At 44.4% G+C, this 13167-nt stretch carries 10 protein-coding genes and 2 pseudogenes; 6 read left to right on the plus strand and 6 right to left on the minus strand.

The features are described from left to right. Positions 1-65 precede the first annotated feature (65 nt). A complete protein-coding gene (locus H4O21_RS08970) occupies positions 66-1331 on the minus strand; it encodes a 5-oxoprolinase subunit C family protein (protein WP_182808525.1) in 1266 nt (421 codons plus the stop codon). Positions 1332-1605: 274 nt separating this feature from the next. Between H4O21_RS08970 and H4O21_RS08975 the strand changes: the two genes are divergently transcribed. After that, positions 1606-2754: an asparaginase gene (locus H4O21_RS08975; protein ID WP_182808526.1), complete on the plus strand. Its 1149-nt coding sequence runs from the start codon at positions 1606-1608 to the stop codon at positions 2752-2754. 141 nt (positions 2755-2895) lie between these two features. After that, positions 2896-3666, plus strand: a complete 771-nt coding sequence (locus H4O21_RS08980) for a nitroreductase family protein (protein ID WP_255487229.1) — start codon at positions 2896-2898, stop codon at positions 3664-3666. 51 nt (positions 3667-3717) lie between these two features. Here the strand turns inward: H4O21_RS08980 and H4O21_RS08985 are convergent, their stop codons facing one another. Both H4O21_RS08985 and H4O21_RS08990 read right to left on the minus strand, forming a co-directional pair. After that, complete coding sequence (locus tag H4O21_RS08985; RefSeq protein WP_220495587.1) at positions 3718-4275, minus strand: MarR family winged helix-turn-helix transcriptional regulator; 558 nt, start codon at positions 4273-4275, stop codon at positions 3718-3720. Positions 4276-4453: 178 nt separating this feature from the next. Then, positions 4454-5194 (minus strand): glutamine amidotransferase-related protein, encoded by a 741-nt coding sequence (locus H4O21_RS08990; RefSeq protein ID WP_182808528.1) that lies wholly within the window; start codon positions 5192-5194, stop codon positions 4454-4456. A 582-nt stretch (positions 5195-5776) separates the two neighbouring features. Between H4O21_RS08990 and H4O21_RS08995 the strand changes: the two genes are divergently transcribed. Next, entirely contained in the window at positions 5777-7294 is a 1518-nt protein-coding gene (locus H4O21_RS08995; RefSeq protein WP_182808529.1) for a M10 family metallopeptidase, read from the plus strand. A gap of 74 nt (positions 7295-7368) precedes the next feature. Here H4O21_RS08995 and H4O21_RS09000 read toward each other — a convergent pair whose 3' ends face one another. The 3 genes from H4O21_RS09000 to H4O21_RS09010 all read right to left on the minus strand — a co-directional run bounded on the left by H4O21_RS09000 (position 7369) and on the right by H4O21_RS09010 (position 10749). Continuing rightward, on the minus strand, positions 7369-8043 hold the full coding sequence (locus tag H4O21_RS09000; protein ID WP_182808530.1) for a 7-cyano-7-deazaguanine/7-aminomethyl-7-deazaguanine transporter: 675 nt from the start codon (positions 8041-8043) through the stop codon (positions 7369-7371). A 140-nt stretch (positions 8044-8183) separates the two neighbouring features. Beyond that, positions 8184-9443 (minus strand): cyclic di-GMP phosphodiesterase, encoded by a 1260-nt coding sequence (locus tag H4O21_RS09005; protein WP_182808531.1) that lies wholly within the window; start codon positions 9441-9443, stop codon positions 8184-8186. A gap of 34 nt (positions 9444-9477) precedes the next feature. Next, complete coding sequence (locus H4O21_RS09010) at positions 9478-10749, minus strand: EAL and HDOD domain-containing protein (RefSeq protein WP_182808532.1); 1272 nt, start codon at positions 10747-10749, stop codon at positions 9478-9480. A 365-nt stretch (positions 10750-11114) separates the two neighbouring features. Here H4O21_RS09010 and H4O21_RS27080 point away from each other — a divergent pair. The 3 genes and pseudogenes from H4O21_RS27080 to H4O21_RS27090 form a co-directional block, all read left to right on the plus strand. Beyond that, positions 11115-11381, plus strand: a pseudogene (locus H4O21_RS27080) (PAS domain S-box protein); the annotation flags it as partial. Positions 11382-12281: 900 nt separating this feature from the next. After that, positions 12282-12611, plus strand: a pseudogene (locus tag H4O21_RS27085) (methyl-accepting chemotaxis protein); the annotation flags it as partial. Between the two features lie 132 nt (positions 12612-12743). Continuing rightward, positions 12744-13097, plus strand: a complete 354-nt coding sequence (locus H4O21_RS27090; RefSeq protein ID WP_370463921.1) for a CZB domain-containing protein — start codon at positions 12744-12746, stop codon at positions 13095-13097. Positions 13098-13167 lie beyond the last annotated feature (70 nt).

The following is a 13167-nucleotide window of genomic DNA, read 5'->3' on the forward strand; positions in this document are numbered from 1 at the left end:
TAACGAAGAAAATTGTTACTTTATAACATTATATTAACATAATCTCCGAAAGCACGAAGGGCAGATTATTTAAAGTAACGATAAAAACGTTTCAGCTGTAACTGAGCTTCATACAGACTGATAACCCGGAAGCTTAATGTCGTCTTTGGTTGCCTTTGTGCCAGCAGGCCAAGATCAGGCGGATAAACGTAACCAATAACAGGACGATCGGTCAGGCGTTGTCGATCCTGCATCAGAATAACCGGCTGACAGTCATCATCCAGCTGAATACGCCCCACTTCAGCCCCTTGTAATGGCGCAACAGGGTAAAGTGATTTCAGCTGACAACCATTCAGAGTCGTTGCTGATGTATCACTGTCTGGTCGGATCTCCCAACACTGATTAAAGAACAAATCCAGCTGATCAGGAGTAAAATGTCCAGCCTGTTCAGCCAGAATCACTCTCAGCACCAGAGGTTCGCCATAATCAGGAATATAACTGTTGCTTACCCGTTTACCAATCAGCCCTTGCAATGCTTTATCTATTCGATGTTCCTGTTCCGAACACGCCAGAAGATCACCAAATCTCAGCGTTTTCGCAAGAGGAATACCAGCATTATTATCTGAAGGTTCGCAGACCATGCCAGTTGATCCGGCCTGCACAGAAAAGCCACCTTTAACAGCCAGATAAGCACGGGTCCCATTTTTCGGATAACCAAACTCAATCCGATCTCCTGCTCTGACAGGCAGAATTTCCCACCCCGGAGCAGGCTGATCATTGATCATCAGGCTAAGATCCGCTCCGGTGACAGCAATCAGAGTATCAACCTGACTTTGTAATTTCAGGCCACCAAAACAGACTTCTACCGCACCGGCATTCCAGCGATTCTGCAACAAATGGTTTGCCCAGTAGTATGCGTGTTCATCGGCAGCCCCTCCAGAAGAACTACCGTTGCTTCGGGCCCCGGTGATCCCCGTATTCTGAAAGCGGGACATCAGACCAGGGTGAATAACATGAAACCCCTGCTCCTGACCAACGGTACATTGAGTCTTCTTATCTTTCGGTACGAAAGTCTCAGATACAGGCTTTCTCTCTGTAACACTCTGCTTCAGCAGCTCAGGCAGGCGCTGCATAAGGCTCGCACTGCACGTCTGTAAAAGATCAAAACAGATTAATAATGACCGTTCTGCCTGAATAACTTCAGTAATCTCTGCAACATTCTGCTCAAGCCATACTGCGATGTCTTCCAGGATGCCAGTTTCAGAGCATTGAAACTCTCCATCGCACAGCTTAAGTATCAGGCTATCTGCTGAAGCTGCCTGAACAGAAAAAGCATGTTTTAAATCACGCATTTGTCGTTTCCCATCTATCAGGAGAGATCTGTCTGTATTCCTGTACTTTGTCTCTCGCAGGGTCTTTATTCTGAAGACCAGCCCTATCCGGATGAAATAGGCTTTTCATTATTCTTTTGTCATACTAAAGGATAATTCCTGATGGCGATATTCACGATTCAGCGAACATCTGTCGCATTCAGGATAATGCTTGTCATTCCATTCTATTTAGAGTCACCCGTAACGACAAGCCTTTGATTAAACAACCATAAATACCAATATACGGAATCCTGCTATGTACCATGATATATACTCTCAGATACAGTCCATTGATACCCTGAGCTTCAACACTTTAGCAGTATCAACCGGTACGAATATTACTCAGAACGACACTGAACAATCGAATCAGAGCCGTGTAGCAATGATTTACACCGGTGGAACCATCGGTATGAAATCGACAGAGAAAGGGCTGGCTCCTGCCGGAAATATGGCTAATCGCCTGGCAGATAAACTCTTTTCTCTACCAGAAGCACGCAAACTATGCCTGCCGGATTTTGATCTTCTGACACTGAAAACCCTGATTGACAGCTCCAATGCTCTGCCGGAAGACTGGTATAAACTGGCGGGGCTGATCTGGCAGCTCAAAGATAGTTATCAGGGGTTCATCCTTCTTCATGGTACAGATACTCTGGCTTACACGGCTTCAGCTCTGAGCTTTCTGACCTGCGGGCTGGGCAAACCCGTTATCGTCACTGGCTCTCAATACCCTCTTGAATATGAAAACTCGGATGCCCCTGATAATACAGAAGCGGCATTGCGCCTGGCCCGTGAGGAAACGATACAGGAAACCCTGGTGACATTTGGTGGAAAAGTTCTGCGGGGGAATCGTTGCACTAAAACCAGCACTTTCAGTCATCAGGGTTTTAGCTCTCCGAATGCGCCTGAGATAGGACATTGGAAGGAAGGCGCATTCAAAATTAATCAGGCGTTATTATCCCCGGTTTCTGAGTCAGAACATAATTTATGTGGTCAGATTTTACAGGCTGCTCAGACAGATTCTCCTCTGGTCAGCGTTATCAAACTCTATCCGGGCATACGTGCAGAAATGTTACAGCCATTGCTGAGCTACCCGGTTAAAGCTGCTGTTCTGGAGACCTATGGCAGCGGAAATATACCGGATCAGAATGAGGCTTTGCTCGAGCTGCTGCATCAGGCATCAGAAGCAGGTATTGCTATTATTAATCGTAGCCAGTGCCCTGAAGGTCCGGTTAGTACCAGTTATGCAGCAGGCTCCGCATTAACAGAGGCCGGGGTCATTGCCGGACATGATATTACCTGTGAAGCCGCATTTACAAAACTACACTGTCTGATTCAGGCTGGCCTCAGCGGGGATCAGTTGAAACATGAATTTTCACGTAATTTATGCGGTGAAATGAGCCTTTAATACAGGTTTCGTTTTGCTTTCCAGACCTGTGAAACAAGCCCTCCGACTCTGCTGAGGGCTTGATCTTTTTTCCTCTGCCATATGTTCTCTGTCCTTACTTCTGGTCAACCAACCTCTATGCTGCTCAGCATAGACACAGATATGTATTTTCTGACCTTTGAGCAAAATATTGCAATTACAACAACAAAGATTTTTAATACCCTTGCATGGAATAACGAAAATAAAGGTCGTGCTACTATGACAAATAATGCATTAACTCCTCTGGCAGATTTTACTGAATACCCTGTTGAAACGATGGTTCAACGTTCAGAAGACTTCTACCAGCAAATCAAACGACGCCATAGTGTTCGTCAATTCTCAAATCGTCCGGTAGATAAACGTATCATCGAAAACTGTATTCGATCAGCAGGAACAGCGCCTAGCGGAGCCAATCATCAACCCTGGCATTTTGTGGCAATCAGTGACCCTGATGTTAAAAAAGAAGTGCGGGAAAAAGCAGAAATAGAAGAAAGGCAGTTTTATGCCGGACGTGCAGGTGAGGAGTGGCTGAATGCCCTCAAACCTCTGGGAACCGATGACCAGAAGCCTTTTCTGGAAACAGCCCCCTGGTTGATTGCTATTTTTGCTCAATCAACCGGAGGTATTGAAGCCGGAGATAATAGAAAGAATTACTATGTGCGCGAGTCTGTTGGCATTGCAACAGGCATTCTGATTGACGCCCTTCATAATGCGGGCCTGGCGACACTGACTCATACTCCGAAACCCATGAAGTTTCTGAATGAAATCTGTAAAAGAGACGCCAGTGAAAAGCCTTATATTCTGATGGTTGTGGGCTATCCTAGTGAAGATGCTACTATTCCGGTCCATGCAACCAGAAAAAAATCTTTGCAGGATATATCAACTTTTCTATAAGACAAATGTCAGTTCTGCTCTGCTGCAAAAGCAGAATGATGTGACAAAAAGTTATGTCACTATCTTCTTATGACTTTTTTTGCGCCAGCGGATCAACTCTTTCTGATCCGCTGGAATATCCCCTTCTTTTTCTCGCCAGTTTTCTGCCTGATCTGCCAGAATAGCTTCGGCCCGGTCCTCTAACAATGCCAGCATACGCTTCATTTCAGCCAGTTCCTGTTCTGTCAGTATTTCTGTTAATCGTTCTGAACGCTGATCAATACCGATACTGATTTGTTCATATAAGGCTTTGCCCGCACCAGTCAGAACCAGCATTTTAACCCGGCGACTGCTAGGCGATGCTTCAAAATCAAGATATCCCTTTTTATGCAAAACAGATACGGCACGACTTACCGTATAAGAATCTACCCGTGTCTGATAAGCAATATCTGCTGAAGAGATTGGCATATAAGAGCCTACATTTAACAGAACCCTTAGCTCTCTTGGCCCCAAATCGGCAGCAGTCCTGATATTAATATCCCTGTCCAGCATTAATAAATTACTGATGACAGCCATGCGAAATGGCAGGTGCTCATATAAATCTAACGGATCTGAAAGACGGCTAGTCAATCTGAAAGCCTGTTTTCGCGAAGACGTATCTGTCATTGAACAATTACCTGAGCCTGTTTAAAAGGGCAGAAGACAGAAAAACCTGGATAACCAGATAAAAATGCTGATCAGAGGTGTCTGGATGATACCTGCTTATTCTGATAAGCAGGCATTCTGCCTTGTATTTTATAGCGGCACATCAATTCGTATCTTTATTAGCAACATAGTTATCAGCGGCCACTTGCAGGAAATGAGCAATCCACTGCGCTAATAAAACAGAATCTGTCGGTTCATCCAGCGATTCCAATGCCTGTCCGCACAATACCTTTGGAAAAGCAATGCCCAACTCTTCTGTCAATAACGCATGCTCATAATCCCGATTAAATTCCGGGTGTCCCTGGAAGGAGATAATGTGCTGACCATAGGCTAACGCCGCATTCTGACAAAAGTCTGATGATGCAACCCGGCGTGCAGCTGGTGGACAAACAATAACCTGATCCTGATGCAATGCATTAATCGCAAATGAATCCGGGGCGCTATCTGGTAATAAAGACTTATCTGTCAGCTCGTAACGCTGAACGCCCAGAGACCAGCCTCCGGAAAACTGTTCGACCCGACCACCAAGAGCTTCTGCAATAATCTGGTGCCCAAAACAGATCCCGGCCAGAGGCTTTCCGGCCTCATTCAATTTAACAATCAGCTGCTTCAGCGGAGCAATCCACGGCAGATCATCATATACACCATTCACAGAGCCAGTAATCAGCCAGGCATCACATTCATCAGTATCACAAGGGAAGCTTTCTTCTGCGATCTGATATACCTGATAACTAAAACGTTGTTCCGAGTGATCAAACAAACGCATAAACATATCGGCAAAAGTGCCATGCTGCTCCTGAAGCGCGGAGGGCCCTTTATCAGCAGCGAGAATACCCAGTTTCATTATCAGATTTCAACCAACTTATCATTCATTACATATCCGGACAGCAGCTGCTGAATACCCCATAATCGGAGAGTCAATACTGTCATATAAAAGCTTGTGCCCGGATGCTTATCAGCGTCAAAAAGATGACATTATTGCATTAAACTAAGATCTTTACCTGGCAAGACTGTAACCATTTGATACCAGACACTGAAAGCATTCTGTAATCATTATGATTCGAATGCTTTTACAGACCGCTCTACCGTTACATCAGCGATATAGACGATTTTAAAAAGCTGTACTGCCACTTACAACACTGGCAATAATATAAACAACATTATTTTTCAGACTATTGATCATGAAATGATCAGTAATGCCGGAGGTATTGATACTATTGATGCCTGATCCGCAATCCGGGTTAGCACAATACCTTCTGATTCCCTCGTAGAACCAGGCAGGCCTTACTGATTTTTTAGTATCGATAGTCCAGTAAAATCTGGTATATCAATCAGATCAGATGCTGATAAACTTAAAATCGCATAAAACATACCTGACTACTCTTGAAGACTGTCTGCATCCTCATCAAACCTAAGGAATTAGAAAATGTCTACAGCCGAACATTTAGCTCAACTGGGTGTAACGATTGAACAGGCCCGAGACTTTATTATCAGCAATGTCAGCCAGCCATCTGTGATCTATAACATATCTGTACAAAATAATATAACAGCACAAATGCTGGCTGAAATTTATGGTGGCGTAACAGAAGGCGATGTTGTTGCCTTCTTTAATATCAGTGGTCTGGATGGCAGCGCCCTGACTGAAGATTCGGGTAATACCGGTGGAGATAATCTGCTCGCGACAGCACAGTCACGCTCGGTAACCGATTCAGATTATGGCTCTTTGCCAACGACGGGTGACAGTCCGGCAGTCGAATCAGGCTCATACTGGGAATCGACCAATCTGACTTACTCTTTCAACAATGCAGAACCCGCAGATTATGCTGATGAAGGACTGACAGGCTTTATTGCTTTTCCTGAAGCAGCAAAAGTACCCACTCGGGCATCATTTGAAGATATTGAAACCTTTTCTAATCTGAAATTCACCGAAGTTGCTGATGAGGGTGATATTCGGCTGAATGCTGTACAGCAGGAAGGAAATACCGATGGTTATGCATATTTCCCGGATGGGACTTCACTGGGTGGGGATGTATTCCTGAACAATGCCTATACCACAACAGATCAGTATCAGGCGGGAAGCTCAAACTACTTTACAGTTGTTCATGAACTTGGCCATGCTCTTGGCCTGGAACACACCTTCGAAGGGGATGCCAGCCTGCCGGCAGATATTGAAAACGTGACTCACTCTGTCATGTCTTATACCGACCACCAGACACATACTCTGAGCTTTATTATCGAAGACGGTTCCATTTATTCGAATTATGTCGATAATCACTACAACACTGATTATGCCTATTATGACGTCATAGGCCTTCAGGCAGCTTATGGCGCTAATACCAGCCATAATACTGGTAATAATACTTATACTGTTAACTTTGACAGCACCAGTCATGACGTAATCTGGGATGCGGGTGGTACTGATACTATTGACGCATCTTCAGCGACCGGTGAAAGCCATATTGACTTGCGTGCAGAACACTTCTCATCCATTGACATTCGGGATGCCATTACCCAGGCTGCTGATACTATTACAGAAATGGGTATCACAGACAGTAACTATATCACCTTTATCCAGGAGCAGTATCAGGATATGGCGTCTACTGGTATTTTGTTTACCGGTGAGAAAAATCTGGCAATCAGCAAAGGAGTCTGGATTGAGAATGTTATTTCCGGGGCGGCTAATGACCAGATTCAGGATAATGCTGTTGATAACATCATCACAACAGGGGCTGGCGATGATGTAATTTCTTTGACAGAAGGCGGGTTTGATACCGTTAATGCTGGAAGTGGAAATGACCGGGTTAGCTTTGATGTCAGTTCCGACTCTGTACAGACAGAACAGCAATCTGATGGCAGCTATCTGGTTGTAGGCAGTGATTTTGCCGCTCAGCTGACCGGTGTTGAAACTCTGGAATTCACAGATACTTTTATGACACTTGCATGATTAATACGCGATTAATAGTGATATATTAATAAAAAGGAGGGGCTTCCCTCCTTTTTAATGCGTTTTATCTGACTTCAGACAGTAGCTTTACCAGGTTCCTGTTCAGAGCCTGATGAAAAAGTAATCCGATTCGCCAGCCAGTTCAGTAATACACCGTACATAGGGACAAATAAACCAAGACTAATCAATAGCTTAAAACCATAGTCGACCAGAGCGATCTCAACCCAGTGCTCTGCCATAAAAGCATCCGGGCTCTGGTAAAATGCGATGCCAAAAAAAGCCAGAGTATCCAGTGCATTCCCCAGTACTGTCGACATTGCCGGTGCAAGCCACCATGGGCCTGATGTGCGTAAACGGTTAAAGACATGTACATCAAGAATTTGCCCCAGCAGATACGCCATAAAACTGGCTATAGCGATGCGGGCAACAAACAAATTGAACTCTCCCAACCCGGATATCCCCTGGAACTGCCCTTCGTAGAAGAGTACAGATAACAGATAAGATAAAGCCAGAGCAGGAATCATTACCCTGAAAATAATCTGGCGGGCCACAGCAGCCCCATAAATTCTTACCGTCAGGTCTGTAGCAAGAAAAATAAACGGGAAAGTAAAGGCTCCCCATGTGGTATGAAAACCAGCAAGAGTAAAGGGTAACTGAACCAGATAGTTGCTCGAAGCAATAATAATAAGATGAAAAGAAACCAGAATAGCCAGAGCATTACGCTGCTGGACAGCAGAAAAAGAAGACATAAATTGCCAGACCTTTTTGTTACCTGGGGTAAGGGAACCCAGAAATGGATTGATAGCCGACGTTACAGTCGCCTTGCAGGCGCAGGATTATAACGGCAAAGCCAGTTCAATCTCAAACATCCTTGTTCAGCTAAAATTAATCAGACCTCAGGCAATTCGAATTCATCCAGCTCATTAGTCTCAACTGTGCGCATAATTTTCAGATGGGCCAGAGCCGGCATCATCAGATCCATTTCAGGCTGACTGGTTAGCATACTCTGATCATGGCCAAGCAGAATGCGTATAACCGGGCGAGTCCTGTTATCAGGATTAATTGCTGTCACAACAGCAATTTGTCCTCCTTCCAGTTCAACCACACAACCAGGAGGATAAACTCCCAGAGCCTGAATAAACTGTTCAACCAGCTCCGCATCAAATAGTTTAGAGCGCCAGCTGTACAATTTTGCTAAAGCTTTTGTTGGGCTGGAAGTTTCACAGAAGAAGCGCTCCCGTGTCATCGCTTCATAGGTTGTGGTAAGCCCCAGAATACGAGCAAAGAAAGGGATACGGTCTCCTTTCAGCCCCTGAGGATAACCGGAACCATCATATCGTTCATGATGGCCGCCAATCATCTCCCTCAGCTCTGGAATGGCTGAAAAATCTTCATGTAAGCCAACAAAGCTTACGCCATCCACCACATGCTGTTCAATAATAGCTCGCTGTGATTTATTTAATGGCCCCGGATGATGCATCAGATTGTCCGGAACTTTCAGCATGCCAATATCATGCAGCAGAGCACCTAACCCCAGTACACGTATGCTGCGTTTATCCAGTTTCAGGTGTTTTGCCAGTATCATGGTCAGAATACAGACATTGACGGATTTTTCTGCCAGCGTTTGTTCTTTTTCTTTAAGCCGCGATAATAGAAGTAATGAACCTGAATCCTCCAACACGTCACTGGTCAGAGTAGTGACAGACTCTTTCAACTTATCACTATCAATAGCATTCCCGTTCCTGATATCAGCAAATACATTTTTAACATCTTCAACTGAAACTGAAATATGGTTCTCTAAGCTTTTTAACTTCATCCTTGCGGGCAGAACCTCTTCCGTACTTTCCTGTCTGGCTTCCGGGGCATTGCCATCTAAAGACTTTTTCGTCTGTCCTTTACCGCTGAAACCCGGTTTTACAGCACTTTGGCCTTCGTCGCTATAACGTTTTCTCAGGTGATTAGTAGAAGATAATGCAGACTCATTCAGGTCAATGACAATGGTTTTACAGTACTCCTCCAGCAAGCGCAGATCTTTTTCATTGCTAATGGTAAATGCATTACGCCAGAAAGGGGACTTCAGCCAGCTGATATCCAGCTCAACTACTCTCATTCCGACACGAGCTTCTTTAACTTCGATTTCTTTACGCATACTGTCAGATTTTTAAGCCTGCAGGCCTTCCCGACTAAGAGTCTTCCTCTAATGAATAAATAAGGCGGTCACTCCATTTTATCGCCTCTTCATAATGTCTTTGAATGCTGATCTCTGGTGCTGCACACTCAGCGCAGGCGCTACATCCCTGACGACTGTATTGCTCAGCGCAACGAGCCATATCCAGATAATTCAGATCAGTTTCTTCATTATGAGCCTGATGAGGATTATTTTCCTGAACAAACAATCGCTTAATATCATCTGATAACTTTAATTCTGCTATTAACTGAGACGTAGAACAAGATAAAACCATAGAAATGGCTAAAAAAGTCCCTACAAGAAACCCCTTATCGCCATCCAGGCCTTCTTTTTCCTCAGCCATAAACTCAGACATCGCTGCAACCATAAAGACTCTCGCGATCACAGCATCGGTACATTCTGCCATCCGGGTAACCGACATCAGCATAATAAAAGCTTTAAGGCGAACCAACCCGATCATCAGAATAGCCTGGCGAACAGAGCCTATCTGAGTATCTTTTTTCAGGCATAAATTTGACACATAACGCATCAACCGATAGTACAGCCATGGGTCTGATTTAATCAGCTCTTCTAACTCTGACACTTCAACCGCTGGATCACACAAACGATTAATCAGAGAGATTAATTGTAATTCAGAAGATAAAAAAGTTTTGCCGGTTACCTTCTCTGGCATAGCAAAATAATATCCCTGAAACAGTTCAAAGCCAGCTTCCATGCACCACCGGTACTGCTCTTCACTTTCAACCTTTTCGGCCAGTAGTTTGACAGGGTAGCGATTCAGTTCAGGCAGTACCTGCCCGATTTCTCCTCGGGTCGTATTCATTACATCGATTTTTACAATATCGGCCAGAGGTAAAAAAGCTTTGGTCATTTCATCAAAAGCATAATCATCAAGAGCAATACGATACCCCTTCTTTTTAAGCTCTGATACTCTGGCGAGGTTACGAGATGTTGCAGGAATGGTTTCCAGTAATTCAATTACCACCCTGTCTTCAGGCAAAGCCCAGTCTTCAACCCACTCCAGAGCCTGCTCTGATAAATTGATAAACAACCATTTATCGGTATCAGATAAGGTATCCCCTTTTTCCATTAAACTAGAAACCAGTACCTGAGCTGTTGCCATAACGGGCTGTTCAATAAGTGCCGAAGTACTGTTTTTATGACTTCGGTACAGCAATTCGTATGCTATTACATTCCGTTCACTATCCAGAATGGGTTGCCGCGCAAAGACGTATTCTCCGACCAACTCCTGTCGCTCATATATCATCAGGAACTCCTTTTCTGATTTTCATTGGCGCACATAAAATCCATAGCAGATACATCATAAAGTAATAATTCTATTTTTACCTTCGTCTTATTCCATAGCAATGCCTGGAACAGGCATTGCCCAAAAAACAGTCAATATTATGATATATATCAAATAACACCTGGTTATTTATTCATCCATTGTAAACACTTGAAACCGGAATTATTTACAATAAAATATATAAGCTTTTGCTTTTTAAAGAATTTTATCATTCTGACACATGTGATCAATATGCTGCAGCTATCACAGTCTATCAGGAGCCAGCAATGACCAACTCAGGTAATAAGCCTTTTAAAACTCCGGAGCCCGGAGAAACTATGGTTTCAATGACAGATAAGGAAGGGCGCATTACCTATATCAACAGAGTCTTTATGCGTGTTTCTGGCTACTCAGAAAACCAGCTTGTCGGAAACAGTCATAATGTTGTTCGCCATACAGAAATGCCAGCCTGTATCTGGCATGGGGTATGGCAGCGTTTAAAACAAAACGATGAAGCCTTTGTTCTGGTTAAAAATAAAGCACAGGATGGTAAAACACTCTGGCTGTTTTCTGTCATCTATCCCATCATGGATGCCCGAAATAACAAAGAGGGCTACTATGCCGTGCATTATCCTGCACCGGATGCCATGGTAAAACTGATAGAACCGATTTATCAGCAGGTCCTGAAAGCAGAACAGCAGGATTATCAACGAGGCATTGCCTGTCTGGAAAAATTGATTCAACAAGCAGGGCATCAAAGTTATAGCGAATATTTGCAAAAAGCACACTTTAATACAGCTGAGGGTATTGCAAAGCAACAAAGCCAGTATGAATCCACTTACGCCAGAACCACCTCTCAGGAGAGCGCTTTCTGGCCATTTCTTCGCTCACAGATTCGTATCACTCAGATTGGTCATGTCTTTCTGGCTGTCGCTGTCACCGCAATCAGTACGTTTTACTATGATGCGGCACACTGGTTATGGCTTTATCCCGTTATTGTTATCCTGCTACTGCTGGCGCAACACAGAGCAACATCCAGAGCATTTAACGTGTTGCACCGGATTCACAGAACAGTCAAACGCTCAAAACTGGGAGAGTTACACCACAGAGTGAATGATGTTGCCGGGCTGGGTGAAGTCGGGCAGGTGGCCTGGGAGATGAATGAGCTGCTTGATCAGATGCAGAGTTTTTACCTCGAGGCCGACAGCGCTTTTCAGGATACACTGGAAGGAGAAACTCATCGATATGCTCTGACAACCGGAGTATCAGGACTTCCGGCCAGGTCTCTGCACCAGCTGAATCATGGATTAGATGCTATCAGAGAGGTCAATAAAATCAGCTCTCGCAATGAACTCATGTCAGAGCTTAATCAGATTAATGTGAATCGTCTGGTACCGAACCTGGCGACAATTCAGACTGATTTGACTAACGTTATAGATGAGATCAGGGTCGCATTGGATACTGCTACGACCAATCAAAGCGATGTCAGAGACAGTGAAGACATTATTGCAAAAATGCTGAAGCAACTGGCAGTAATCTCCGGAGTTCTGGGGAATATTCAAGGGTTGGTTGAACGACTGGACGATGATGGCCAGCAGGTTATCCAGGCACTCAGCCTGATTTCTGACATTTCAGAACAAACCAATCTGCTGGCACTGAATGCTTCCATTGAAGCCGCAAGAGCTGGAGAACATGGCCGTGGGTTTGCAGTAGTGGCTGATGAAGTCAGAACCCTGGCTGGACGCTCCAAAGATGCAGCAGACACCATCAGCCGTATTATTGAAAGTTTCAGTCAGCGTTCTAAGCAGATGAAATCGGCTTCAGAACAGGCCGGACAGGAAGCGGCTGTACTGAATCAGAATATTGATGGTCTTCATAAGACATTTGGTAAACTGGCCTTATCTGCAACAGATACCCACAGCCGTTTAGCTCTGGCCAGTGATAAAAACTTCACTGTTCTGGCCAAGGTCGATCACATTGTTTACAAACAAAGAACTTACCTTGGTATTCAGGACCTGGAAAAACACCAGTCAGAGGTTCAGTCAATCCAGGTTGATCACCACAATTGTCGACTGGGGCGCTGGTATGAAGAAGGCGTTGGCTATCAGCAGTTCAGTCACCTGAAAAGCTTTAAAGAGCTGGAAAAACCTCATGCTGCCGTTCATAAGTGTGCACGATATGCTGTCGACCTGTCAGCAAATGACTGGCAGAACAATAAACAAATTCGTCAGGAAATCATTGCAGCGATTGAACGGGCCGAGTCAGCCAGCGATCAGGTGATGCATTTGCTGGATAAGATGGTGGATGAAAAACACCTGAATGCCAGTTAATCTACCGGAAATGAATAAACTCTGACCTGTATTCACCAGTGACAAACCGGTGAATACCGGGCGTTTTTTA

The sequence above is a fragment of the Oceanospirillum sediminis genome (assembly GCF_014164585.1).
In the GTDB taxonomy this organism is placed as follows: Bacteria; Pseudomonadota; Gammaproteobacteria; order Pseudomonadales; family Halomonadaceae; genus Oceanospirillum; species Oceanospirillum sediminis.